Here is a 26,739-nt window from a genome sequence, read left to right as displayed (position 1 = left end):
AATGTATTTATTTTGGTTTTCATGATAAATTGTTATACTATTTAAATAAAGAATTATTAATCATTACAAATAAATTCAGTATAATTTTATAGAGAAATTATTTTTAGTAAAATTTATTAAGTAAAATTTTTATTTGCACAAAAACAAATGTTAAAACTTCTAATGATTTGTTATTCAGTAAAAAATAGGTAATTACTGAATAAGTAGGGGGAAGGAAAGAGATGAATGACTATAAAGAACATATAGTTATAGTAAAACCTGGTAATGTAAATCTAATTTTAGGCGTTATATTTTTATTAGTTGGAATTGTTGTAAATGTATTTCTTATATATCTTTTTCTTTTGGAATAGATTTTGAAGAAAATCCGTTTGTATGTGTATTCATAGTGTGTGTTATGAAGAACGGAAACTATACAAAGCTTGCAAAAAAATACGGGGGAAAAGAAGCATGGGCTATGTTTCCAACATATATAGTGGGACCACAATTATATAAGAAAGAAATTGAAAAGGGAAAATTTGTTTGTAATATAAACTATTTAAAAGCTTTTTCTGGAAGAATGTGGTCAAATTTTTATAGAACAATAAAAAAATATGGTGTGCAAGAAAGTAAAATTGAAGTAGATTTTGAATTAAAGACTGAACTAAAATAAGTAATTCTATAAATAGTATCTTAAATACAAGAGATAAGGTAAAAAAATAAGTTGATTATTAGTATAAAAATTCTTGTAGAAAGAGGAAATAAGAATGATTGAAGCATTTATATTTGATTTAGATGGCGTAATTACAGACACTGCATATTATCACTATATGGCTTGGAAAAAGCTAGCACATAAGGTTGGTATAAATATAGATACAAAATTTAATGAATCTTTAAAAGGCATAAGTAGGATGGAGTCACTAGATAGAATATTAGAATTTGGAAACAAAAAAGATTTATTTTCAGAAGAAGAAAAATTGGAAATGGCCGAAGAAAAAAACAATTATTATGTATCGCTAATAAATGATATAACTTCAGAGGATATTTTATCTGGAATAGAAAGCTTGTTAATTGATATAAAATCTAATAATATAAAAATAGGTCTATCTTCTTCAAGTAAGAATGCAACAAATGTATTAAATCATTTGGGCATAAGTGATAAATTTGATTTTATAGCTGACGCAGCAAAATGCAAAAACAGCAAACCACATCCAGATATATTTCTTATGTCAGCGAAAGGGCTTGATGTAAATCCACAAAATTGTATAGGTATAGAAGACGCAAGTGCAGGGATAGATGCTATAAACTCAGCCAATATGTTTTCTGTTGGTGTTGGAAATTATGATAATTTAAAAAAAGCAAATTTAGTTGTAGATTCAACAAGCCAATTAAATTTTAAATATATACAAGAAAAGTATAATGAATATATAGTTAGGAGAATTATATGAAATGTTTATTTGATAATATAGATGAATGGAAGATTATACAAGATAATATTGAAATCAAAGAAAATAGATTAGCAGAATCCATAATGAGTATAGGTAATGGTTATATGGGTATGAGAGGAAACTATGAGGAAAATTATAGTGGAGATACACATAGGGGGTCTTATATAGCTGGAGTATGGTTTCCAGATAAAACTCGTGTTGGATGGTGGAAAAATGGATATCCAGAATACTTTGGTAAAATTCCTAATTCAGTCAACTATATAGGTATAAGAGTTTTCATTGATGATGTAGAATTAGATTTAGCAAAATGTAAAATTGAAGATTTTTATAGAGAATTAGATATGAAAAATGGTATTTTAAATCGTAGATTTATTGTAAATATAAATGATAAAAAATTTGAAGCTAATGTCACTAGATTTTTAAGTATATCTGTTAAGGAGTTAGCAGTAATTAAATACAGTATAAAAGCATTAAATTTTGATTCTAAAGTAAAATTTATACCATATTTAGATTCAAATATAAAAAATGAAGATTCAAATTATGAGGAAGAGTTTTGGAATGGAATTTCTTCAAATTCTTTAGAATATAAAGGGAGTATACTTTCACGAACAAAGGAAAATACATTTAATACACCTGTATTCACTGTGGGTGCAATGATGCATATTAAGGCAAGTGGTAAAGTACAATCTATATCTCATAAAAGTGATTATAATTACTGTGATAATTCAATAACAATGGATGTTCTAAAAAATGAGGTCGTAAATATAGAAAAATATGTATCCATAACTTCAACTAGAGATTATAATGAAAGTGAGTTATTAAGAAAATGTGAAGATATTTTAAATAGAGAGCTATCTAAAGATTATGATGATATATTAAATGAACACACAAAGCTATGGAATAAAAGATGGGAAAGTGCAGATGTAAAAATAAAAGGAGATAAAATCAGTCAACAAGGAATACGATATAATTTATTTCAATTGTTTTCAACATATTATGGAGAAGATTCACGATTAAATATAGGCCCAAAAGGATTTACTGGAGAAAAGTATGGAGGTGCTACCTATTGGGATACAGAAGCGTTTTGTGTTCCAGTGTATCTAGGTGTAGCAGATAAGAAAGTAACTAGAAATCTTTTGGAGTATAGGTACAATCAGTTAGAACAGGCGAAGGATAATGCAAAAAAACTAGGACTTAAAGGTGCTTTATATCCAATGGTTACTTTTGACGGAGTAGAATGTCATAATGAGTGGGAGATAACATTTGAAGAAATCCACCGAAATGGAAGTATAGTATATGCAATATATAACTATACAAATTATACAGGTGACTTTGAATACATAAAAGAAAAAGGAATAGATGTAATAATAGAAATAGCTAGATTTTGGGCAAGTAGAGTACATTTATCTACAAAAAAAGATTTGTATATGATACATGGAGTTACAGGGCCAAATGAATTTGAAAACAATATCAATAATAATTGGTATACTAACTATATAGCTAAATGGTGCTTAGATTATGCTGTAGAAAATATTTTACGATTAGACAAAGAGTATAATGAATGTATTGACAGAAATAATGTGACTAGGGAAGAAATTGAATTCTGGAGAATAATATCAAAGAAAATGTATCTGCCATATGATGAGGAATTACAAATAATAATTCAAAACGATAATTTTTTAGACAAAGAATTTATAGAAGTAAAGGATTTATCAAAAGAAAATCTTCCTCTTAATCAAAATTGGTCTTGGGATAAGATTCTTAGGTCGTGTTTTATAAAACAAGCAGACGTATTACAGGGAATTTACTATTTTGGAAATAAATTTACTAAAGAAGAGAAAAAGAGAAATTTTGACTTCTATGAAAAATATACTGTCCATGAATCTTCTTTATCTTCTAGTATATATTCTATTATTGCTTCTGAAATAGATAACCTAGAAAAAGCCTATGAACTATACTCAAGAACAGCTAGGCTTGACCTAGATAATTACAATAATGATACAAATGATGGACTTCATATAACTTCAATGTCTGGTTCATGGCTTTCCATTGTACATGGATTTGCAGGTATGAGAACATGGGATGAAACACTGTCTTTTGACCCTAAGTTGCCTAAAGAGTGGAAAAATTATTCTTTCAATATAAATTATAGAGATAATATTATTAATGTAGATGTATGTAGTGATTTAATTAAAATAGAAAATTTAAAAGGCAAACCAATAAAAATTATTGTATATGGAAAAAAATATATATTAGAAAAATATATAAAAATTGATAAAAATAGATTTAAATAATATTTTTATTATGTAAATAGTTAAAATAAGTTTATCTAATTATGAATTTATTTTAACTATTTTTTGTTTAATAGAAAACTATATGTTATAACAATAATCGTGCTTTTAATTAAATATATTTCATAAATCTTCATAAAATCTTCAGAATTTCGTAAAGAATATGTCACAAAAGTAAGATATATTGTATTCAGCAGATAATATAAGGGAGGACAATATTTATGAAGAATAAAAAATTCATTGTTATAATACTGATAATATCAGTTTTTATAGGTGTATTAGTGAAGGAATATTCATCTAGAGATATAAATAAGGATGATATAAATGTCAGTAAGTATATAAAATATGCTGATTTAGCAAGTGAAAATAATGTACAAGTTAACTGGAAGTATGTAGCTTCCATTGTTGCTGTGTTAAATAAAAATAACTTGAAAAATGTTAAAGATTCACAAATACAAGAAGTATCAGATTTATTTGTTAAGAGTTTTTCTAAAAATGATAAAGTAAATAAGTTAAGTAATGTTTTGGATGATTTAGAATTTAATAATAAACAAAAAAAATTGGTTGATAATTATATAGACGACCTTAAGTATTATGGTATAAAACCAGAAAGGTTAAAATCTGACACACAATATATGAAGTTTATCAACGAAATTAAAACAGAAGCTATACAAAATTATAAGGATTATAAAATACTTCCATCTATAACTATTGCACAAGCTATAATAGAATCTAGTTGGGGCAAGTCAACTTTAGCAAAACAATATAATAATCTATTTGGTATAAAGGCTGATGCTTCTTGGAAAGGTAGGTCAGTAACTTTAGAAACAAAAGAACATTTAGACACAATTATAGATGATAAATTTAGAATATATGATGATAAAAATGAATCTATAAAAGACCATGCAAAGTTTTTAGCCACAAATAAAAGATATAGAACTAATGGTGTATTTGATGCAAAAACGTATATATATCAAGCTAAGGCATTAGAAAAAGCAGGTTATAGTACTGCAAAGGATGAAAATGGAAATAATATATATGCAATGCGTCTGATAGAACTAATTCAACAATATAATCTTCAATTAATAGATAGTGAAATTCAAAGTGAAATGTAACTTCGACGTAACACAAGGATGATATATTTATCGAGGAGGTGGCTTTTATGAAAAAAATAGTCTCGATATTTATAGGTTGTATGGTTGTTGTAACTACTATTTGTGGATGCAGTAGTGGTGAGGTGACTAAAAACACAGCATCCATTAATAGTGTTAAAAATTTAGATTTTAGTTTTGAGGTGAAACCTGAAACATTTGAGGTATCAGTTGAATCTGATGGTTCAAAAGAAAAGATATCTGAACCATCAAAAGAAAGGAAAGTATCAAATTTTAAAAAGACGAAGACAGAAGCATCATGGACATATCCTGATGAAAATATAGACATAAATATAAAAAAAGAGGACAGCTATTTAGATGTAAATATTAAATCTAATTCAGAAAAAGAAACGAGTTTCAATTGGCCTAAAGTTGAAGGTGAAAGCTATGTACTACCACTTTATGAGGGGAAGTTTATACCAAGTAATGATAAGGATTGGAAGGAGTACCTAAATAAGTCAACTTATAGTGTTATAGAATCTTTTTCAATGCAATTCTTCGCAGTAAACAAGGAAAAATATTCTGTACTTTACATTATTGAAAATGAATTTAATAATATAATTGAATTTAGTTCTAAAGATAAGATTAATTTTACATTTAAACATGAATATCCAAGTATCAATAAAAATAAAGAGTATGGGTTTAAGATATATTTGACTAATAAGAATATTACAGATGTAGCAAAAACTTATAAAAAATATATAGTTGATAAAGGAGAGTTTAAAACATTAGAAGAAAAATCTAAGGAAAATAAAAATATTAAAAAACTTTATGGAGCGCCACAGATTTATTTTGGAGATAAATCTATAATCACAATAAATGACATTAAATGGAATAAATTAAAAGAAAACTTATCAGATAATTTGACTAATTGGATAAAAGAGCTTTTAAGTATGAAGTCTGGCGATAGTGAATTTTTAAAAGTAATAAATCAAATAAAAACTCAAGATTATATAGATAAATATCAAAAGAATCAAATAGTACAAGCATTTAATGAAGTTATGCAGATGAATACTTTTTATAATGAAAAAGTTTTTGAAAGCAAGGATAAAGAGATAAAAAAAGTATTGGATAAAGATGTATCTAAATTAAGTAGGGTAGAGCTTATAGAGTTTAACAAGAAGTTATTAAAATCAAAATTAGGATATGCTGTGAATGATGTTGCTACATGGGCAAAATATAATACTGTTGATGTGATTAATGATATAAATAAATCTAGTATTAAAAATGCTTGGATAGGATTTGATGATATGGAGGAAGGTTATATCTCTCTAGAAATGGTTAAAAGAGCTAATGATTTAGGTTATCTTGTAGGACCATATGATTCATACCATTCTATACACAAGCCAGGAGAAGAAAAATGGAGTACAGCATCATTTAAAGATAAGTCACTATATGAAAATGCTACTATAGAAAATAAAAAAGGTGAAAAAGAAACTGGATTTCAAGGAGAAGGAAGAAAGCTAAATCCTACATTATCTTTACCAAGTGTAAAAGATAGAGTACAAAGTATATTGGATGAAGGATATGAATTTAATTCTTGGTTTATAGACTGTGATGCTACAGGAGAAATATATGATGATTATTCTCCAAATCATATAACAACACAGTCACAAGATTTAAAGGCTAGACTTGAAAGAATGTCATATATAAGAGATAATGCTAATATGGTTATAGGTTCAGAAGGAGGAAATGACTTTTCAAGTAGTACTATAGCATTTGCACATGGGCTTGAGACACCAGCATTTGCTTGGGTAGATAAAGATATGAGTAAGAACAAAGAAAGTGAATATTATGTTGGTAGATACTATTCTCCAACAGGAGGAGTACCAGAAGTCTTTTCAAAACAGATACCTGTAAAAGAAAAATATAAAAAAATATTTATAGACCCAACTTATTCTTTACCCTTATTTAGATTAGTTTATAATGATTCTGTTGTATCTTCTCATCAATGGCTATGGGGAACTCTCAAAATTAAGGGAGAAGTTGGAAGTAGAATGATGAAAGAAGTACTATATAATACACCACCTATGTATTATATAGATAGAACTGAATGGGAAAAACATAAAGGAGAAATAATTTCTCACGATAAAGTATGGTCAGAGTTTAATAAAAAGGCTATTAAAAGAGAAATGACAGATTTTAAGTTTATTTCTGATGATAGACTAGTTCAAATGACTAAATATGGAGATGATTTAAAAGTAGTGGCTAATTTCTCTGAAAAAGATGTTAAGTATAAAAATGAAATTGTAAAATCAAATTCTTTGGTAATATATGATAATAATAAGAAAGTTATTTATAAACCAGAACAATAGATTTAATTAAAATAAATTATATTAAACTCACATATAAAATAAAATGATATTTAATTAGACTATACAAAATAGTGACTGTATTAATTTTAATAATTAAGATAGTCACTATTTTTATATTATTTTTAATATTGAAAACCTTGCCCAAGTAATATTAAATATCTGAATTATTTCAATATATACCATACCCATTGTACCTTTCAATAAATATAAAATTTATTTTAGACAATATATTGACTTTTTAAATTGAAGATAGTATTTTTGAATAAGATACTATATTGTCTATTTAAAGTGATATTATTTTATGAAAGAATCAAATTTGAAAGGTTTAATAAACACTAAAAACAAAGACTGATTCATAGAGAAAGGAAAATATTAAAGAAGATAAATACAATCATTAAAGTTCAAGATTTGGTAAAAGTATTTGATAATCAAGAGGTTATCAAACATTGTAACAACTATGATTCACACATATATTCCTTTTATTACTGTCTGGATAGTAGCAGCAGTGTTAGCTAGTCTTTCGTATTTATGGCTTATCTCAAAAGTTGAAGACATAGAAGTATAATTGTATATTTAATAAAAATAGTTCTAATGAATAAAGCAACAAATAATAATGTGTCATACTTTATTTATCTGTTGCTTTTTATAAAACAATTAAATGTTTTTTTATTCTTTTATATTTTATGCTTTTGATTCATTCTTATACAGATATTTAGCAAGGATTGAAATTGATAGCATAATTATGAACATACATACTATAGGTATATAAACTTTAGAACTGAAAACTTCAAATAATTTTCCATGCATAATTTGACCAACTGGAGCAACACACTGTGATACAGCTGTAATAGTAGCCATTACTTTCCCCAATAATTCATTAGGTGTTTGTTTTTGAACAATAGTTAAAACGAATATAGTAATAATTGTCATAGACATGGCTATAGGTATAACACAAATAAATAGTAATATAAAAGATGGATAATATCCTAGTCTAAGCATTGAAGGTGAAATAGAAATGGCCATTGGTATCATCAAAATACTAATTAGCATTAACCAGCGATATAGTGTATTCATTTTCATTTTTTTAGCAAACAGACCTATTGAAAGTGCACCTAAAACACTACTAAATTCAATAATTCCTATCCCTATGCCATACATATTATTACTACTATGCATTGTTATACGTAAAATGTATTGTATTCCTACAAGTAAGAATGGAGTTAAAAATAAATTTAAAGAAGCTGCTAGAATCATAGCTTTATTAATATAAGGTTGCTTTATAACATAAGAGAAGCCTTTTTTCATGTCACTAACTATGGTCATTATTATGTCTCCATTAAATTCTCTTTTGTTAAAAGGTATATAAATAAACATTTCCATTACTGCTGATAAAAAAAAAGCAATACAACTTATAATAAGAAGCATTTTAATTCCAATAAGACCATATAAAATACCTCCAAGTACAGGAGCAAACATACTTGAGAGTGCACCTATTCCATTTACAATTCCATTGGCTTGTTCTAAATCTTTTTCATTTACTATTAAAGGTATACTTGCCTGTACAGTAGGTTGATACATACAACTAATAATAGATAGGCTTATCATAACAATACCAATTAATACAATAGAATTATTTAGAGTAGAAAAAAGACAGATAAAAGTGAGAATAATTATAGAACTCATAAAATCAAATATAACCATTAGATTTCTACGATTGAATATGTCAGCTATTGCACCGCCAATTGGAGACAATAGAAGGGGGATATTTGAGATTGCATATAAAGTTGCAAAAATATCTGCACGCCCTGTTATGTCTAAAATATAAGTAGAAAGACCAAATCTTAATAATGATGAACCCAGTATAGATATAATTTGACCAAATATCATAAGGTTAAAGTTTTTGTTAAAAGAATTATTTATTTTATCTAAATTTTGCATTTATAGAACACCTCTCTTTTTTTATGACTGACCGTCAGTCTATAAAAATTATAATCAATTATATAAAAAAAGTCAATGGGTATATAAAATGAAAAATGCCAAGATAGATTTTTACTGTCAAATAGAAATTAATGCATGTCAAAAATTATGATGTCTTAAAATGAGCAGCAACTAGATAGTGAATAATTAAAAATGGTAATTTGAAGTAGTTTTTATGAATAGTATTAATATATAGATATAGGGAGATTGATGTGATTATGTATGAAAATAATAAGGTAATCTATAATTTTGAAAGATGTGAAAGACTAGAAAATACTTTTTATTTATCTCAGTTTAATACATATAAAAATTTTAAATTAGCTTCTAAAAAATATGTAATAAATTCATTAGATGCATCTGTTTGCAATATGAATGTTCATAATATAAGTCTTATTGATACTATGCAATGTGCATCATTAGAAGATGAGCAAATGACAGGAAAGAAGTTGATTTTAGTTGGCGATATAGATACTGATGTAATACTAGATTATGTAGGTAATAAGAGAAATAAAAATTCTAACAAAAAAAATATACTTAAATTGAAAATACCATTTAGCACATTTATACAAATGCCTAGAAAGACAGAAAATAAAGATAAAATTAATTTAAAGTATTTTATACAAGACATGACAACGTCTATTTTAGATTATAATAATTTATTTATTAGTGTGACTGCAATTATAAGTTATGAAAATAATTCTAAAAGAGAGTAATCTTTAAATTATAGAAAGGTGGATGCAATGAGAATAGCGAAAACTACTTTTAATGATGTCTTTTCAAATGATGTAAGTGGAAGTATTTTAAAAGTAGAAAAATATGTTGATAAAAAATGTGCATCTGTATTTGATATTTTGACCTATACTGTTATTGTTACAAATATGAGTAGGTATAAAACTGGAAATATATTTTTCAAAGACTATATTTCTAAATATATAGAGTTTATAAATAATACTGTAAAAGTTAATGGTATTATAAAGTGTGGATTAGACCCAAAACAAGGTTTTTACATAGGAAGAATAGATGCAAGTTGCAAAAAAATAATATCTTTTAAAAGTGTGGTTTTGCCAAATTCGTCATATAGAGTTATAAAGAATAATGCCAATATATACTATTACTATAAGTATGATTTAGAAAAATTTCCAACAAGAATATCAGTAGAAAGCAATAAAGTCTATACGAGTATAAATAAAACTGTTTTTAAGCAGTTAAATATAAGTAATACTTTAAAGGCACCTAAAAATTTAAAGGAAATATTAAAAGTAAATATAAATAGTAAAGTATTTGATGTTAAAATTATGAAAAACTCTATAAATAAAGGCAAAGATACGAAACTATGTGATTTAATAGTTTTTGGAAGTATAGAGTTTGAAATGGACTATAGTTATAAAAATCGGAGTAGATTTAAAATGGTAAAAAAATCTAATAATATTCAAGAAGATGATTATTATAACAATGATGTACAAAATAATAATGAAAATATAAGTGATTATAGAAAACAAATAAGTTTTAGTGACAATAAAATCAAAAAGATAATGAAAACTTTTGGATTTTCTTGTTTAATTTGTTCACCAGTTGGAATTGTTTATGAAGATATGAAAGAGATAAATATAAAAATTGAACATACATCAATAAATGAATTGAATCCAGATGAATTATTTATAAATACATCACTATTATTGTATTATTAATTATTCAAACCTAAAATTTGAATTTGTTGCATTAGTCTTTGATTAAAGGAAGAAAGATATTATCATATGTCTTATAGATGCAAATGATTAATAGAAATTGTTAGTTTTAAATAATGATAAGTATTATGTGTAATATAATATTTCAAATGTATAGATTTACGATAAAATAAGACAAATATGTTGAAAAAATGATAATCACAGAGAACTTTTGCCTTCTCCAATTAATATATTATTATTAGTAATAACTTTAAAATTATATTACTATTATATAAAAAATGGCTTAAAAGAGGGTGAAAAAAGTAAATGAAAATATGCATAACAGTAGGTCATAGTATACTAAAAGGTGGTAAAAGTACAGGTGTAAATGGTATAGTTGATGAATATAATTATAACAAAAAATTAGCTCCTATATTAGCTGAGATGCTTATAAGTCAAGGTAATACAGTAGATGTAATAATTTGCCCAGAAAGACATTTTATGTCAGAGAGAGAAGAGTTTTTCTATAGAGTTCCAAAGGTAAATAGTGGTAAATACGATTTGTTAGTAGAGCTACATTTAAATAAAGGTGACGGAACAAAATCTGGTACAGAAGTGCTTTATTATGGTAATGAAGGTTTAGAATATGCTAAAAGAGTATCTAATAGACTTGGAGAATTATTTAAAAATAGAGGAGCTAAAAAAAGAGAAAATTTATATATATTGAGAAATACAAATCCAGTTGCAATACAGATTGAAAGTTTTTTCTGTGATAATGTGGATGATTGTAACAAAGCAGATGAAGCAGGTTATGATTATATAGCACGATTGATTACAGAAGGTATATTGAATAAAGATATAAATATGTGAGATTACGGTGATTTAGGTGTTGATTAATACCTTTTAATCTTAGATACAAACTAAAATACAATATATTAGTATAATTTAAACTTACAAAAGATATATTAGTTTAGTTATCAACAAGAAATACCCCTTGAAAATATTGATTTATCAGTATTTTCAAGGGGTATTTAAATGTAAAAATTTAATTGATTTGGTGTTAAACTATAGCTTTGTATAATATCTATTTTTATCTTCAATCTAATAAATAATATAAAAATATCACAACTTTGTATTATAATAATATAATGTAGAAAAATATAAGAAACAAGATAAATATAACAAGGTGGGAATATATGAAATATACATTTGAAAGTTTTAAATTAAATGAAAAGATACTTAAGTCATTAAAGAGTTTAGAATATAATATACCTTCTAGAGTACAAGTAGAAGTTATTCCAAAATTGTTGGATGGTCAAAACATAGCAGTGAAGTCAAATACAGGAAGTGGAAAAACAGCAAGTTTTGCAATACCTATATGTGAGAATATAGATGTAGAGTGCAATAATATTCAAGCTCTTATAGTAGTTCCAACAAGAGAATTAGCTTTGCAAGTAAAAGATGAGGTATCAAATATAGGAAGGCTAAAAAAGGTGAGATGTAGTGCTATATTTGGCAAACAATCTATAAAAGAACAAATAGCTGAGTTAAAGCAAAGGGTTCATATTGTTGTAGCTACTCCAGGTAGAATAATTGACCATATAAATAAAGGTACTGTTAAGTTGGAAAACATAAAATATTTAGTAATAGATGAGGCTGATAAAATGTTTAATAAAGGATTTGTTGAACAAATGGAAAATATATTAACAAATCTACCTAAAGAGAAGATAGTAGGTCTTTTCTCAGCTACAATAGGTGAAGAGATAAAATATGTATGTGAAAAATATATGCCAGATTACAGTGTTATAAATATAAAGGAAAATGAAAGTAATACCAATCAAAGAACAAGACAAATAGATGACAAAATAATCAAGGCAAATGAAAGAGAGAAGTATATCATTTTAAAAGAATTAATATACAGCGAAAATCCAAAAAGTGTAATAATATTTTGTAATACTAAAGAAAAAGTATCTAAATTATATAATAAAATGAGTAAAGAAGGTTTTTTGATAAGAGAGTTACATGCAGATTTATCGCAAGAAAGAAGAATTTTTGTGATTAAGGATTTTAAAAATCAAAAGTTTAATGTATTAGTTAGTAGTGATGTAGCATCGAGAGGAATACATATTGATGATATTTCTTTAGTAATAAATTATGATGTGCCACAAGACAAAGAAAACTATATACATAGAATAGGTAGAACTGGAAGAAAAGGAAATAGTGGAAAGGCTATTACTATAGTAACTGAAAAGGATGAAAAATATATAGAGAGTATAGAAATGTATATAGGATATAAAATAAATGAATTAAAAGATATAGAACAAAGTAGAATTACGCAGGGCAAAGTTTTATTTGAAGAACATTCAAAAGCAATCCTAAAAAAAGTATCAAAGAGAAAAAAAGCTGATAAAAATTCTTACAAAAGTAAAGAGATAAAACCAAATACAGAAAGTGAAGTTGTTAAATTATATTTAAATGCTGGTAAAAAGAAGAAAATAAGAGTCTTAGATGTAGTTGGAGCATTTAGTAATATAAAAGGTATCACTAATGATGATATAGGTGTAATTGAAGTTCAAGATTTATGTTCATATGTAGATATATTAAATTATAAGGGAGATTTGATATTAAAAAAATATAAGGAGATACCTATAAAGAAAAAGATGGCTAAGGTGAAAAGAGATATACGATAATTTAATTATTGCTATTAACTAAGTATAATCAAGTGAATTAGTTTTATATCTTTATAAAAATGAGAAAGAACTTATTATTTGTTTAGATAAAATAAAATTAATAGGAAAAAGAATTTAATTAAGAGGTGTTATATGAAATATTTCGGAAACGGACTAAGCGAAGTACACAAAGAATTCATTTGAATGATTGTTGTAAATGGAAGGAACATTTTCGCACAAAAAAGAAATTTTATAGAAGTTAAATTGGAATAAATTAAATAAACAACAAATAAAATAAAGGGATTATTGATTTTATCTATATTTTGAATTATACTATCCTTAATAATGATAATAGTTATTTTAAATATAAGTAATAAATATATATTATAGAAATATTAAAGGGGGGAATATATGGCATATTTTAACTATAATAACAAACAGTGCTACTATAATGAAATTGGAGATGGTACACCATTACTTTTTTTACATGGGAATACAGCCTCTTCTAAGATGTTTAACGATATAATCGATTTTTATAAAGATGAATATAAAGTAATATTAATTGATTTTGTAGGTCATGGAAAATCTCAAATGGTTGATAAGTTTTCTGCTGACTTATGGTTTGATGAGGCTATGCAAGTGATATGTTTTTTAGAAAAAATGAATTATAAAAAAGTAAACATAATTGGTAGTAGTGGAGGAGCTCTTGTTGCACTAAATGTTGCACTTGAAAGACCTGATTTAGTGAATAAGGTAATTGCAGATAGTTTTGAAGGAGAAGTTCCTCTAGAGTCATTTGTGCAAAATGTGAAAATAGAGCGTGAAGCATCGAAACAAGATGATGGTGCAAAAGCTTTTTATATTTATAATCAAGGAGAAAACTGGGAAAAAGTTGTGGATAATGATACAGAAGCTATTCTTGAACACTATAAAACTATAAAAAAATTTTTTCATAAACCGCTAGAGACTATTCAATCAGAGGTACTTTTAACTGGTAGTAGAAAAGATGAATTTGTAACTTATGACTTTTATGAAAATTTGTTTTTAGGGCTTATTGAAAAAATTAAAAATGGTAAAATGCACTTGTTTGATGAAGGTGGTCATCCTGCAATTTTATCAAATGGACTAAATTTTTCAAATGTAGCAAAAAAATTTTTAAAAGAATAGTTAGTGTATTTATTATGTATTGATAATATCTATTTTAGTGAATATAATATCAAATTCTATTTACATAAGCTTTAGAGCTCCACTACATAAGTTTTAGAATAAATTTATGTAGTGGAACTTTAAGATTAAATAATTTAATTAAATAAATCCATTATCTCATCATCAGATAGACTTCTTAATACACCTTCATTAGAAAGTTCTCCATTTATAAATTGGTTTATAAGTTCTTTTTTACTTTCTTGTAACTTTATTATTTTTTCTTCTATAGTGCCTTTAGCAATTAGTTTTATAACTTGTACTGAATTTTTTTGTCCAAATCTATGAGCTCTATCACTAGCTTGATTTTCTACTGATGGATTCCACCATGGGTCAAAGTGAATTACCATGTCAGCAGTTGTAAGGTTTAATCCAGTTCCACCTGCTTTTAAAGATATTAAAAAAACTTTTTTATCCATACTATTATTAAACTCATCTACAAGTTCAAGTCTCTCTTTAGCATTAGTTTTACCATCTATATAATGGTATTTAATTTTATACCTATCAAGTTCTTTACTTATGCTCTTAAGTACAGAAGTAAATTGTGAAAACAACAATATTTTGTGGTTTTCGTTTATACTATCCCTAAGTATTTCTAAACATGTTTCAATTTTTGAACTTTTTTTATTGTAATCTTTTACTACTATGCTTGGTTCTAAACAAAGTTGTCTTAATTTGGTTAAATAAGAAAAGATAACTATTTTATCTTTATTTAGATTTTTATCTTTTATTTTATCTTGTATATCTTTTGCATATACACTATATATCTTTTTCTGGTCTTTATTCAATTCAACAAAAAAGTTTTTCTCAATCTTATCTGGAAGCTCTTTCATAACTTGTTTTTTACTTCTTCTAAGAATAAAAGGTTTTATTAGTTTTTTCAAATTTTTAACATTATTTTCTTTATTTATGAACAATTCCTGAAACTTTGCTTTACTATATAAATAACCAGGCATTACAAAATCAAATATAGACCATAATTCTAGCAGATTATTTTCCATAGGTGTACCAGTAAGTGCAAATTTGTTTTCTGCATTTATACTTTTTACAGATTCAGTTACTAAAGCTACTGGATTTTTGATATTTTGAGCTTCATCTATTATACAATAATCAAACTTTACTTCACTATATTTTTCTAAATCATTTCTAAGAGTACCATATGTTGTAAGTATTACATCAAAATTTTCTAACTCCATAAAACATTTTTCTCTATCTCTTTTGCTTCCATGTATCAATAAAACTTTTATATCTGGGGCAAATTTTTCAAATTCATTTTTCCAATTATAAATGAGTGATGTTGGTGTCACAATTAGACTTTTTTTATTGGCTAATGATAATAAAAATGTAATAGTCTGTATTGTTTTACCAAGCCCCATTTCATCAGCTAATATACCACCAAATTTATAATAATCTAAAACTTTAAACCAATTAAAACCATTTATTTGATAGTCACGAAGGTTTGCTTTTAAATTTTGAGGAATTTCTAAATTTATGTTATCAAAATTTCTAAATTTTTCGCATATGCTGTGTAGTTCTTTTTTGCCATTTATAAACTTTAAATTTTTACTTTGTATCATGTCATTTATATATAGGGCTTTATTATTATGAATCTTATTATTTTTTGACTTATCAATTATATCTAGATTTTCAACTAATTCAAAAAAATCTTTTGTCTCTCTTTCTGATAAATCTATAAAGTTTCCATCTTTAAGTTTATAAAAAGTACGTTTTTCTTGAAAAGCTTTTAAAATAGCTTTGTACTCTTTTGGATTTATATCAGATATATTAAAGTTAAATTCTAAATAATTTTGATTAGTCTGATTGATTGAAGCTTGAATTGATGAAGAATTATATATCTTTTTCAATTTAAACTTTTCAGAATAATATATATCTCCAAATTCTTTTAAAGATTCTAATTGTAAATCTAAGAATGTAAATAGGTCATAGTCTGTTCCTTTAAACACATAATTATTATTTTCTTTTATAAATTGTGAAGAAGTCAGTTTGTTTTCAATTTTAGTTTCTTTTTGTGTGTCGGGAAGTACAAATTTTTTGCCTTCATCATTATATATATACTTTACATCACAACATATATTGCCATCAATTATATCAAAATAGAACTCAGCTTTAAAATCTTTTGTTATATTATTTTTTATGCTATCATCCAAATAAACTTCTTGAGCTATTGATTTTAATCTAGGAACTAACAATCCTAAAACATCTTTAGAATCTTCTTTATCAAATTTCAACTCTTTAGATTTTGATAACACTTGATAGACTTTTGAATAATCATGAGCTTTTTTATGTGATAACAAGTAGATATTACCGTTATATAAAAGTACATCATTTTTTCTAGTAAGTGGAACAGGCAGTGAATCTTGAGAAGATAAGACTATTTTATCTTCTATATTTTTAAAATTAAACTTTATTGGTAAATTATCATTCAATATTTTTGGATGATATTCTTCTTTAGAAAAAATAAGAGTAAAATCTTTGTATTTAATAGCATTTAAAAATTGTTTTAAAGAACTTGCATTTATTTCCATAAATTTTTTTGAGTATGATGAAGAAAAGTTGTATGAAAGATTTGTACCATATTCTTCTATGATATCTACTAACTGCTCATCTTCATCAGCAAAATAGTGAATGTTGGGGTTGTAAATAAATTTCTTCCCAAAATCTAACTCATATCCATTAATTTTTGAATATGCAAATTCAGTAATGTTTTTTAAAATGTACATTTTATCAATTCCGATTTTAAATTCAGCAATTGCTTTATTTGAATCGACGTTTATCAATACATCTAAATTAACTCTTTCCCTTTTAGTGTTATCTAGAAAAGAAAGTAGTTGTTTACTTAAGTCTAAGCTGGATTTAGAATTAGTATTAGAAATTTTATCACTACCTAATATTTCTACTAGAATAGGAGGGACATCTTTTTTATTTTTTATTTGTTTTAAGCTTTTTATCACAATAGCAACTATATGTTTACATATGAAAATACTTTTATTTGTACTATTTGATTGACAATCAGCACAACTACAATCACTTTCAATTATCCTAAAATGTATTATATCTATAGTTATTGAATTAAAATAAAAGCTATAATTATCTTCAGAATTGACTCCACCACGAAATGTTAATAGGTTATTTTGTAGGTCATCAATATCTATGTCTATATAATCAACCAGTTGGTTGGTGTAGTATTTTACACCTCTTGACCATCTTGATGGTTCTGTATTTCTTCTTATTAACTTATATATCATATCTATTTTCATATTATTCACCTTACCTCACTGTATATATTATAATCTAAATACATTCAATTTACACTCTAAATTTAAGACTAAAATTAAGGTAGATATGAATAGTTTTTATCTATTGCAAGATATATGTAAATAACAATTTACTATTAGATTTTTGTTGAATTATCTTATAAACTATGAGTGAAAAATAATTATACAAATAGATTATTAGTAAATATAAAATTTTATTATTAGAAATATTCTTGGAAATTACAATACATAAAATATAGAGTATGATATTTGAATAAAAAGAATGTATAATGAGTTTAGTAATTTGTATTTATTATTAGGAAAGGAAAATATTAATATGGATAGTTGCAAACAACTTAAAGCTAAAATACCATGTAAGGAAACTGGTATAGAAATAAAGAGAACTTTATGTGATATTTGTTCTCCAGGAGTACATTGTGGAATCGATGCATACGTTAAAGATGGTAAAGTAATAAAAATAGAAGGTACAAAAGAGCATCCAATGAATAAAGGATTGTTATGTACAAAAGGTCTTTGTAATAGAGAATATATTTATAGAGAAGATAGAATAAAGACACCTCTAAAGAGAGTTGGAAAAAGGGGTGAAGGTAAATTTAAGACAATATCATGGGAAGAGGCTTATAGAGAAATAGGAGAAAAATTAAATAAAGTAAAGTCTGAGTATGGAGCAAAACATGTAGCTTTTTTTACAGGTTATGGAAAGTGGTACAGACCGTTTTTACAAAGGTTTGCATCTTCATTTGGATCTCCTAATTATGGTACAGAATCTAGTTCATGTTCAACATCAGCACAGATGGCTGGAAATGTTGCTACTGGAAGAAACTTTACAATGCAAGATATGGAGAATGCAAAAACTTATTTAGGGTGGGGATTTAATCCATATTACTCTAAATTTTTAAATAGTGTAAATCTAACAAAATTAAAAGCAAAAGGTTTAAAATTTATAATTGTAGACCCTAGAATAACACCAACAACTCAAAAAGTAGCAGATTTACATTTAAGAGTTAAACCTGGAACTGATGGGGCTTTAGCTCTTGGAATGGCAAATTTATTTATACAAAGAGATTTAATAGATAAAGAATACATAGAAAAACATGTCCATGGATTTAATGAATATAAAGAATATGTAAAATCATTTGATTTAGATACTGTAAGTAGAATTACAGGAGTTTCTAAAGACGATATAGTAAAAGCTGTAGAGATGTTGTCACAAGGTCCATTTTGTATAAATGAAAGTGCAGCTCCAATAGTTCATCATCAAAATGGATTCCAAAACTATAGAGCAATGATGTCTTTATCTGCCATAACAGGAAACTATGACAGGATAGGAGGTAATATACCAAAACAAGATTACTTTGCTGGTAAGATAGGTGGATTTCAATCACTAGAAAAAGAGTTCGTAAAAGAAGTTCTACCTAAAAATATAAATGAAAGAATTGGTGGAGAAAGATTCCCTCTATGGAATGAGATGGTGACTCAATTTCAAGCTATGGACTTACCTAGACAAATAGAAGAAAAGACACCATATGAAATAAGAGCTTTGTTTTGTCATGGTATAAATGCTAGAATGTTTCCTAACTCAGGAAGACTTTTCAAAGCATTGGACACTGTAGATTTTTTTGTAAATGTAGATTTATTTATGACAGATGCATCAAAATATGCAGATATACTTTTGCCTGCATGTACATCTTTTGAGAGAGAAGAATGTAAGAGTTATCCAGGGGGATATATTACATATACTAAAAAAGTTATTGATACATTATATGATTCAAAATCAGATGTAGAAATACTTTCAGATTTAGCAAATGTTATGGATATAGAAGATGATTTATTGAAGGCAGGTTATGAAGCAAGTATAAGACATATGTTCAAAGATACCTGTGTAGATATAGATAAACTTAAAGAAAGTGATTTATCATTAAAATGTAGAGATTTTAAGCCATACATAGTAGGCTCATATACAAGAGATGGATACGATACTAGTACATCTAAGTTTGAATTAAAATCTACAATTATTGAAAAGTATAAAGATTTTGGATTGGACGCATTACCAACATATAAAGATTTTAATGGTGATATAGATGATGATTATACTTATTTATTGACATCAGGAGCAAGAATTCCAAATGCACTACATTCAAGACTTCATGACATCAAACTTTCAAGAATATTAAAAAATGAAGCTAGTTGCGATATTTCTAGTCTAGATGCAAAAGAATTGGATGTTATTAGTGGAGATTATATAAAAATAACTACTAAGATAGGAAGTTTGAATGTAAAGGTCAATGTTACTGACAGAGTTTTATACAGAAATATACATATGTATCATGGATACAGAGAAGCTGATATAAATAGTATTGTCTGTGATAATTTTGACCCTTATAGTGGATTCCCTGCATATAGAAGTTGTAAATGTAAGATTGAAAAGATGAATAGATAAATGGAGGGATATAATGAAAAATTTATTTAAATTTAACAAAGAGTTATGTACAGCATGTGGAGCATGTCTACTTGCTTGTATAGATCAAAATGATAATAATATAGATAATGGTGAACTTTTTAGACATGTATTTACAGTGGAAAAAGGTGAAAATGTAGAATATTTTTCATTATCATGTATTCATTGTGATGAGCCAAAATGTTTAGATGTATGTCCTAAAGAATGCTTTAGAAAAGAAGATGGGTTCGTTGTATTAGATAATCAAAACTGTATAGGATGTAAACTTTGTGAAAAAGCTTGTGAATATGGAGCATTGATTTATGGAAAGGATGGTAAGGCAAATAAATGTAATGGTTGCATTGAAAGAAATAAGTGTGGTATGGATTCGCCTTGTGTAATGGTATGTCCTACAGGAGCATTAGAGTTTAATAAATAACTGGATTAAATTGCTATACTCCTTTTAAATACTTGTGTTAAGAATTATCTTTTGCTATACTTTTGTAATATAAAATATAACATAAAACAGATATAAAGTATTTTCTGATAAAGTATATAAAATATATTGTTAGAATAAAGTGTGTTTTAGGTTAAATTTAGAAAAATAAATTAGACAGGAGAACTCAATATGGTAAAAGTATTAGCCTTTATGGGCAGTCCAAGGAAAAACGGGAATTTAGACACAATACTTGATGAGATAATAAAAGGTGTAAATGATAATAATGTTGAAGTTAAAAAATATTATCTAAATGATATGAATATTAAAGGATGCCAAGGCTGTCTATACTGTAGAAAAGTTCCTACTTGTGCATTTAAAGACGATATGATTGACATATATGAAGATATAAAAAGTGCCGAATATATAATAATTGGTTCGCCAGTATATATATGTCAGGTATCAGCTCAAACAAAGCTACTTTTAGATAGATTGTATCCTTTAACAGAGATAAATAAGTCTAAGCATACACCTAGGTTTGGTCAAAAAAGGTTAATAATGGTCTATACTCAAGCAGCTCCTATTTCGTTTTTATTTAAAAAATATTTTAAGTATACTGCAAAACATTTAAAGGGCATGGGCTTAAATCACTACAAAACTATAGTTGTAACCAAAGCATTTGAAAGGAATTCCACTAGAAAAAATTTTAAGGTATTGAGAAAGGCCTATAATCTTGGAATGAAAATAGCCATTGATATCAATGAATAGATAAAATTTTAATTTAGAGCATAGTTAAGGGGCTGTCGCACTAGAAAATAGTGCTACGCCCTTTTTTGTATAAAAAAAATAAATCCCAAGTTCAAAAGAGCCTGGGATTCTTGTATAATAATTGTATGTCAAAACAAAACATTATACAACTTGATTATACTATTTATGGTGATAATTATCAATTTAAATTACCACTAAATATTGATTATATGATTCCAAAAGATGATTCTGTAAGGTTATTAAGTCAAATTATTGAGGAGATGAACTTAGAAAAACTATATAAGACTTATTCTCGAATTAGAGGAAATAGAGTAACCCCTAGACAACTTTTGAAAATTATAATATATGCAAACATGAACTGTATTTATTCTTCAAGAGAAATATAGAGAGAAATAACTTTAAATATTCCAAGAGACCGAAATGGAGATTTTGAACCAAAGGTAATTAGAAATTATGAAAATGATATATCAGGAATAGAGAACCAAGTGATTGGAATGTACTCAAAAGGCATGTCCACTCGAGATATATCAAGCCACCTTAAAAGTATTTACGGAATTGATATATCTCATTCTCTAATAGCTAAAATTACTGATAGAGTTCTACCTTTAGCTCATGAATGGCAAAACAGACCTCTTGATATGATTTATCCAATTGTATTTATGGATGCTATACATTATAAAGTTAGAAGTGAAGGTAGAATAATAAACAAAGCAGCCTATATAGCTATAGGTATTAACTTAGAAGGCATAAAGGAGGTTTTAGGAATATGGATTGGAGAAAATGAAAGTTCAAAGTATTGGCTAAAGGTACTTACAGATGTCAAAAACAGAGGAGTTAAGGATATATTAATAGCTTCTGTAGATGGACTAGTTGGATTTTCTGATGCAATTAAAGCAGTATTTCCTGATACTGAAATACAAAGATGTGTTGTACATCAAATTAGAAATACTTTAAATTATGTATCATATAAAAATAGAAAAGAATTTGCAAAAGATTTAAAGAAAGTATATGCTGCGATTACAGAAGAGGTAGCGTTAAGTGAGCTATCGCTCTTAGAGGAAAAATGGACTCAAAAGATTAGAAATTGGACTCAAATTTTAGCTCATTTAAGTATTTATTTTGAAGAAAGAATTTTAACTCTAAATTAATAAAGAAATATTTCAAAAAAATTAAGAAATTTTCTTAAAGGGGTAATAATTTTTGCAAAAATGGAAAAAATATCAAAATAAGGCTATGATTTTTAAAGCCATAGCCCTATCAGTAAAAATTTAATTTGCTCATGCGACAGCTCCTATCTATATATTTAAGTAATATAAATATATTAGATGTTAAGGTGTATGTACATATTGAATCTTATTTTTCTTTAATTCATCAAAGTGTGATTTTACAGAATGATATCCTATTGCATACTGTCCATTCTCTGGATTCCATTTTTTATAAACATTCATAGCATTCAGTAGTTTATTTTCTTGGCTATTTAAAACTTTCCATACGTCTACATTTGGATTAACTTTTGTGAAATCATTATAATCATATGGTTCTACATAAAATCTTAAATCCTTTATTTTTCCTTCTTTATATAACTCTAATGCTGCTTCACCTAAAGCTCTATGGTCTTCATGTATTCCACTAGCTTTATATGGGGTTACTGTTTTTACTTTTGCATTTGGATATTTATCTAGATATTTCAATATTATTTCTTTTGCTTTTTCTTTACTCAATTCTCCATCATGAGCTCTATTTTCTTCTATATGTATATTACTTTCTTTAACTCCCATTTCCTTACAACTATCTTTAAATTCTTCATCTCTGTCTTTTGAGAATTCTTCTTCTGGCAGAGAATATTTATGTATGTCTTTTATATGATATGAGCATGTTCCTCCATCATCTAATACCTTTCTTATTATTGATTTACTACCATCTGTACATAGTATTACATGTGTATCACTTTTTCCAACATGTTCAATTATTGCATTTCCCATGCTTAAAGTTTCATCATCTTGATGTGGTGAAAAAAATAAAGTTGCTTCTACCAATATTCTGTCCTCCCTTTTAATAAAAATCTATTAATGTTGTAGTTTTTAATAACAAATAATTTTTACTTTATATTTTGCTCCTGGCAAAATATTATATAAAAAATATATAAAATCTTTAAATATTTACTATTTTAATTTTTTCTTAAAAAATATGGTACGATATTGCAAATACAATACATCCAGATAAAGCATTGCCAAAAAATATGCCTAAAACTACATCTTTCAATCTCATTTCAAGTAATGATGCAATCCCAGCCGCACTCCAAGTTCCTGTAGTTGGTAGCGGAATTCCAACAAATAAGATTATTCCAATTACACTTATTGACTTTAACTGTTTCGCTCTCTTACGTAATTTATTTTCAAACAAATCAATTAAATACTTGAAATATCCTTTCAGTTTGAAATAATTTAATATATATCTAAATGTTAGTAATATTGGTATACCTATTATAGTAGAGCCAATTAAACATGATAAATATACCAATAATGGATTTAAATCTAGAGCCAAACCCATTGGTATAGCTCCCCTAAGTTCTATGACTGGTATCATAGAAAAAAATATTAAATTTATATATTCCAATCTATCTCTCCTTGTATTTAGATTCCTAAAAACACTACTTATTATTCTAATATGCATTTTTATTTACAATTCCTTTAAATAGTGTTAAAAATATTATTTTTATATCAAATAAAAATGTCCAATTTTCTATGTAATATAAGTCATGCTCTATTCTCTTCTCTATTGAAGTATCTCCTCTATATCCATTTACTTGAGCCCATCCAGTTATTCCAGGCCTTACTTGATGCTTTATCATGTATCTTGGTATTTCATCTTTAAATTTTTCCACAAAAAAAGGTCTTTCTGGCCTTGGCCCTACTATTGACATATCACCTTTTAAAACATTAAAAAATTGTGGTAACTCATCTATACTTGTTTTTCTAATTATAGATCCCCACTTTGTTTTTCTAGGATCATTTTTAGTTGTCCATTGAGTTCTTTCTACTTTATCTTCTTGAACTCTCATAGACCTAAATTTATACATATCAAAGTTCTTTCTATTTAATCCTACTCTTGTCTGCTTATAAATTATTGGTCCTGGAGATGTTATTTTTATTAGTGTTACTGAAATCAGCATTATTAAAAAAGTTATCAGTATAGCAAGTATTGAAAATATTATATCAAATATCCTTTTACATGCATTATTAAAATAGTTATCTAAAGGTACACATCTTGTCTCTATTATTGGAATACCATCTAGGTCATCCATATAAGGTTTTGATGGAAAACACTCATAATAATGAGGAACTATATTTGTTTTTACTCCAGCTTTTTCACATTGCCTTATTATATGTCTTAACTTTGAAATCTCCTCTTCTTGTAATACTATAAATACTATATCTAAGCAATTATTTTCCAATATATTTTCTAACTCATTTACATTTCCTAGCACTTTATTTATATTAGATCTATAATTTCCTTTATCGTTATATTCTTCTAAGTATCCAACTATATTATATCCCCATTGTTTATTTTTACTTATATTCTCTGCAAGCTTAATAGAACTCTCATTCAAACCTATTATCAAACAATGTTTTTGATTGTAACCATTTCTTCTATATCGTCTTAACACATATCTTATAATTATTCTACTCATACTTGTTAATATTGTATTGTATATTACAAACAAAATTAACACTGTTCTTGAATAATTTACCAATTTTACTATAAAAAATGTAAATGCTAAAATTGATATACTTATTATATTAGCTATTATTATTTGTTTAATTACTTTATATAAATTTACAGTTCTTTTTGTACTATATAAATCTACTATATTATATAGTATAAAATACAGAAGTAGTGACAACACAGTTGTTATTATATAACCTCTAATACCTATGGAATTTATTCCTCCTAAAAAGATAAACTTGGTAATATAAGCTAATAAAAAAGAAACTAATACTATCAATATATCTAATAACATCTGCATTTTATTCAACACTTTTTGATTTTCCTTTATCATAATAACACCTTTTCCTAATGCATCTTAATTATGAGATATATCCTTATAATTAAAATATTATACTTAAAATATATTTAAACATATTAATTATAAGTAAATACTCTATTTTTATATAGTTTAACATATTTTTAAATTTAAAAGTATTTTTTTCTACATTTTTCAAGGTTTTAATACCTTCTATAAAACCTTTTTTATATTCTTTTCCATACCCTTTCTTACTAAAAAAAATATATTTAATTAAAAAACCCATTAAAATAAATAAGCCATTAATAAGAATTTGAAAAAAAGGTAAATTTTTATATATAACATATACATTATTTCTTGCAGATAATTTTACCTTAAACGAATTATATTTACTTCCTGAAGTTGCACTTCCTACATGATAAACTTGAGCATCTGCACAATACATATTCTTATATCCATTTATCTTAGCTCTATAGCATATATCTACATCTTCCATATATGCAAAAAAGGTTTCATCAAAATATCCTATTTCTTCTAATATATCTTTTCTATATATTGCAGCCCCTGCACATGAACTAAATACACTTTTATCTCTATTAAATCTATTTATTTTTTTTCCATCTCCACGTTTTATTGTCCATGAAAATAGAGTATATTCATCACCTGCATCATCAATTAAAGTTTTATCATTATATTTTATCATTTTAGAACAGACTGAAAATATTTTTTCATCTGACTTTATTTTCGCTAACATTTTCTCTAGCCAATCGTCTTTAATTTCTGTATCATTATTTAAGAGCACTACATAATCAGACTTTGATAACTTAATCCCTTCATTTACTGCCTTGCTAAATCCATAATTTTTATCTAACTTCTTAAATATTAAATTTTTATAATTTTTGATGATATTATAAATATCATCAGTTGAATTATTATCTATTATTATTATTCTAAATTTACTATATTTTTGTTTTAGAATAGATTCTATACACTTTTTTAGATATTTACTACCATTATAGTTTGGAATTATTATATCAACCATAAAAAATCTCCATATTATTAAATATTTTTTAACCTCAACTTT

At 26.0% G+C, this 26,739-nt stretch carries 22 protein-coding genes; 16 read left to right on the top strand and 6 right to left on the bottom strand.

Annotation, left to right across the window (positions count from 1 at the left end; translation table 11 throughout):
- Nucleotides 1-221 precede the first annotated feature (221 nt).
- The 6 genes from KGF39_RS19830 (at nt 222) to KGF39_RS04455 (ending at nt 7,181) form a co-directional block, all read left to right on the top strand.
- Entirely contained in the window at nt 222-350 is a 129-nt protein-coding gene (locus KGF39_RS19830) for a hypothetical protein (protein WP_255643241.1), read from the top strand.
- A 44-nt stretch (nt 351-394) separates the two neighbouring features.
- The gene (locus tag KGF39_RS04475) at nt 395-649 is read left to right on the top strand and encodes a hypothetical protein (RefSeq protein WP_227821366.1); all 255 of its coding nucleotides are present in this window, start codon (nt 395-397) and stop codon (nt 647-649) included.
- Nucleotides 650-743: 94 nt separating this feature from the next.
- Nucleotides 744-1,424, top strand: a complete 681-nt coding sequence (gene pgmB / locus KGF39_RS04470) for a beta-phosphoglucomutase (protein WP_054274151.1) — start codon at nt 744-746, stop codon at nt 1,422-1,424.
- Nucleotides 1,421-3,718 (top strand): glycoside hydrolase family 65 protein, encoded by a 2,298-nt coding sequence (locus KGF39_RS04465; RefSeq protein ID WP_227821365.1) that lies wholly within the window; start codon nt 1,421-1,423, stop codon nt 3,716-3,718. The genes pgmB and KGF39_RS04465 overlap by 4 nt, the downstream gene beginning before the upstream one ends.
- 218 nt (nt 3,719-3,936) lie before the next feature.
- Nucleotides 3,937-4,830: a glucosaminidase domain-containing protein gene (locus KGF39_RS04460; RefSeq protein WP_227821364.1), complete on the top strand. Its 894-nt coding sequence runs from the start codon at nt 3,937-3,939 to the stop codon at nt 4,828-4,830.
- 47 nt (nt 4,831-4,877) lie between these two features.
- Nucleotides 4,878-7,181: a glycoside hydrolase gene (locus KGF39_RS04455; RefSeq protein ID WP_227821363.1), complete on the top strand. Its 2,304-nt coding sequence runs from the start codon at nt 4,878-4,880 to the stop codon at nt 7,179-7,181.
- Nucleotides 7,182-7,862: 681 nt separating this feature from the next.
- On the opposite strand, the gene KGF39_RS04450 is transcribed toward KGF39_RS04455, so the two are convergent.
- Nucleotides 7,863-9,119, bottom strand: a complete 1,257-nt coding sequence (locus tag KGF39_RS04450) for an MFS transporter (protein WP_227821362.1) — start codon at nt 9,117-9,119, stop codon at nt 7,863-7,865.
- A gap of 257 nt (nt 9,120-9,376) precedes the next feature.
- Between KGF39_RS04450 and KGF39_RS04445 the strand changes: the two genes are divergently transcribed.
- The 5 genes from KGF39_RS04445 (at nt 9,377) to KGF39_RS04425 (ending at nt 14,658) form a co-directional block, all read left to right on the top strand.
- Nucleotides 9,377-9,871, top strand: a complete 495-nt coding sequence (locus KGF39_RS04445) for a hypothetical protein (protein WP_227821361.1) — start codon at nt 9,377-9,379, stop codon at nt 9,869-9,871.
- A gap of 27 nt (nt 9,872-9,898) precedes the next feature.
- Nucleotides 9,899-10,846: a DUF11 domain-containing protein gene (locus tag KGF39_RS04440; protein WP_054274145.1), complete on the top strand. Its 948-nt coding sequence runs from the start codon at nt 9,899-9,901 to the stop codon at nt 10,844-10,846.
- Between the two features lie 303 nt (nt 10,847-11,149).
- Entirely contained in the window at nt 11,150-11,692 is a 543-nt protein-coding gene (locus tag KGF39_RS04435) for an N-acetylmuramoyl-L-alanine amidase (RefSeq protein WP_227821360.1), read from the top strand.
- A 326-nt stretch (nt 11,693-12,018) separates the two neighbouring features.
- On the top strand, nt 12,019-13,512 hold the full coding sequence (locus KGF39_RS04430; protein ID WP_227821359.1) for a DEAD/DEAH box helicase: 1,494 nt from the start codon (nt 12,019-12,021) through the stop codon (nt 13,510-13,512).
- A 390-nt stretch (nt 13,513-13,902) separates the two neighbouring features.
- Nucleotides 13,903-14,658 (top strand): alpha/beta fold hydrolase, encoded by a 756-nt coding sequence (locus tag KGF39_RS04425; protein WP_227821358.1) that lies wholly within the window; start codon nt 13,903-13,905, stop codon nt 14,656-14,658.
- A gap of 134 nt (nt 14,659-14,792) precedes the next feature.
- On the opposite strand, the gene KGF39_RS04420 is transcribed toward KGF39_RS04425, so the two are convergent.
- Nucleotides 14,793-17,972: an SNF2 helicase associated domain-containing protein gene (locus KGF39_RS04420; RefSeq protein ID WP_227821357.1), complete on the bottom strand. Its 3,180-nt coding sequence runs from the start codon at nt 17,970-17,972 to the stop codon at nt 14,793-14,795.
- 280 nt (nt 17,973-18,252) lie between these two features.
- Between KGF39_RS04420 and KGF39_RS04415 the strand changes: the two genes are divergently transcribed.
- From KGF39_RS04415 to KGF39_RS04395, 5 genes are all read left to right on the top strand, one after another.
- Complete coding sequence (locus tag KGF39_RS04415) at nt 18,253-20,430, top strand: molybdopterin-dependent oxidoreductase (protein ID WP_227821356.1); 2,178 nt, start codon at nt 18,253-18,255, stop codon at nt 20,428-20,430.
- 13 nt (nt 20,431-20,443) lie between these two features.
- On the top strand, nt 20,444-20,866 hold the full coding sequence (locus KGF39_RS04410) for a 4Fe-4S dicluster domain-containing protein (protein WP_227821355.1): 423 nt from the start codon (nt 20,444-20,446) through the stop codon (nt 20,864-20,866).
- A 189-nt stretch (nt 20,867-21,055) separates the two neighbouring features.
- Nucleotides 21,056-21,631, top strand: coding sequence for a flavodoxin family protein (locus tag KGF39_RS04405; RefSeq protein WP_227821354.1), 576 nt, complete (start codon nt 21,056-21,058; stop codon nt 21,629-21,631).
- Nucleotides 21,632-21,756: 125 nt separating this feature from the next.
- Nucleotides 21,757-22,017: a hypothetical protein gene (locus KGF39_RS04400; RefSeq protein ID WP_227821353.1), complete on the top strand. Its 261-nt coding sequence runs from the start codon at nt 21,757-21,759 to the stop codon at nt 22,015-22,017.
- Nucleotides 22,018-22,023: 6 nt separating this feature from the next.
- Complete coding sequence (locus KGF39_RS04395) at nt 22,024-22,779, top strand: IS256 family transposase (protein ID WP_413927066.1); 756 nt, start codon at nt 22,024-22,026, stop codon at nt 22,777-22,779.
- A 180-nt stretch (nt 22,780-22,959) separates the two neighbouring features.
- Here KGF39_RS04395 and KGF39_RS04390 read toward each other — a convergent pair whose 3' ends face one another.
- From KGF39_RS04390 to KGF39_RS04375, 4 genes are all read right to left on the bottom strand, one after another.
- A complete protein-coding gene (locus KGF39_RS04390; RefSeq protein ID WP_227821352.1) occupies nt 22,960-23,667 on the bottom strand; it encodes a PIG-L family deacetylase in 708 nt (235 codons plus the stop codon).
- Nucleotides 23,668-23,809: 142 nt separating this feature from the next.
- On the bottom strand, nt 23,810-24,247 hold the full coding sequence (locus KGF39_RS04385; protein WP_227821351.1) for a small multi-drug export protein: 438 nt from the start codon (nt 24,245-24,247) through the stop codon (nt 23,810-23,812).
- A gap of 46 nt (nt 24,248-24,293) precedes the next feature.
- Nucleotides 24,294-25,691: an undecaprenyl-phosphate glucose phosphotransferase gene (locus KGF39_RS04380; RefSeq protein WP_227821350.1), complete on the bottom strand. Its 1,398-nt coding sequence runs from the start codon at nt 25,689-25,691 to the stop codon at nt 24,294-24,296.
- Nucleotides 25,692-25,740: 49 nt separating this feature from the next.
- On the bottom strand, nt 25,741-26,697 hold the full coding sequence (locus KGF39_RS04375) for a glycosyltransferase family 2 protein (protein ID WP_227821349.1): 957 nt from the start codon (nt 26,695-26,697) through the stop codon (nt 25,741-25,743).
- Nucleotides 26,698-26,739 lie beyond the last annotated feature (42 nt).

The sequence above is a fragment of the Clostridioides sp. ZZV14-6345 genome (genome assembly GCF_020657775.1).
Lineage (GTDB): Bacteria > Bacillota > Clostridia > Peptostreptococcales > Peptostreptococcaceae > Clostridioides > Clostridioides difficile_D.
Note: the sequence above shows the minus strand (reverse complement) of the source record. Positions and strands in the feature narration are given on the sequence as shown.

Excerpts from the sequence above, each read along its gene's own strand:
- KGF39_RS19830 (WP_255643241.1), top strand. The coding sequence starts at position 222 with ATGAATGACTATAAAGAACATATAGTTATAGTAAAACCTGGTAATGTA.
- KGF39_RS04475 (WP_227821366.1), top strand. The coding sequence starts at position 395 with ATGAAGAACGGAAACTATACAAAGCTTGCAAAAAAATACGGGGGAAAA.
- pgmB (WP_054274151.1), top strand. The coding sequence starts at position 744 with ATGATTGAAGCATTTATATTTGATTTAGATGGCGTAATTACAGACACT.
- KGF39_RS04465 (WP_227821365.1), top strand. The coding sequence starts at position 1,421 with ATGAAATGTTTATTTGATAATATAGATGAATGGAAGATTATACAAGAT.
- KGF39_RS04460 (WP_227821364.1), top strand. The coding sequence starts at position 3,937 with ATGAAGAATAAAAAATTCATTGTTATAATACTGATAATATCAGTTTTT.
- KGF39_RS04455 (WP_227821363.1), top strand. The coding sequence starts at position 4,878 with ATGAAAAAAATAGTCTCGATATTTATAGGTTGTATGGTTGTTGTAACT.
- KGF39_RS04450 (WP_227821362.1), bottom strand. The coding sequence starts at position 9,119 with ATGCAAAATTTAGATAAAATAAATAATTCTTTTAACAAAAACTTTAAC.
- KGF39_RS04445 (WP_227821361.1), top strand. The coding sequence starts at position 9,377 with ATGTATGAAAATAATAAGGTAATCTATAATTTTGAAAGATGTGAAAGA.
- KGF39_RS04440 (WP_054274145.1), top strand. The coding sequence starts at position 9,899 with ATGAGAATAGCGAAAACTACTTTTAATGATGTCTTTTCAAATGATGTA.
- KGF39_RS04435 (WP_227821360.1), top strand. The coding sequence starts at position 11,150 with ATGAAAATATGCATAACAGTAGGTCATAGTATACTAAAAGGTGGTAAA.
- KGF39_RS04430 (WP_227821359.1), top strand. The coding sequence starts at position 12,019 with ATGAAATATACATTTGAAAGTTTTAAATTAAATGAAAAGATACTTAAG.
- KGF39_RS04425 (WP_227821358.1), top strand. The coding sequence starts at position 13,903 with ATGGCATATTTTAACTATAATAACAAACAGTGCTACTATAATGAAATT.
- KGF39_RS04420 (WP_227821357.1), bottom strand. The coding sequence starts at position 17,972 with ATGAAAATAGATATGATATATAAGTTAATAAGAAGAAATACAGAACCA.
- KGF39_RS04415 (WP_227821356.1), top strand. The coding sequence starts at position 18,253 with ATGTATAATGAGTTTAGTAATTTGTATTTATTATTAGGAAAGGAAAAT.
- KGF39_RS04410 (WP_227821355.1), top strand. The coding sequence starts at position 20,444 with ATGAAAAATTTATTTAAATTTAACAAAGAGTTATGTACAGCATGTGGA.
- KGF39_RS04405 (WP_227821354.1), top strand. The coding sequence starts at position 21,056 with ATGGTAAAAGTATTAGCCTTTATGGGCAGTCCAAGGAAAAACGGGAAT.
- KGF39_RS04400 (WP_227821353.1), top strand. The coding sequence starts at position 21,757 with ATGTCAAAACAAAACATTATACAACTTGATTATACTATTTATGGTGAT.
- KGF39_RS04380 (WP_227821350.1), bottom strand. The coding sequence starts at position 25,691 with ATGATAAAGGAAAATCAAAAAGTGTTGAATAAAATGCAGATGTTATTA.
- KGF39_RS04375 (WP_227821349.1), bottom strand. The coding sequence starts at position 26,697 with ATGGTTGATATAATAATTCCAAACTATAATGGTAGTAAATATCTAAAA.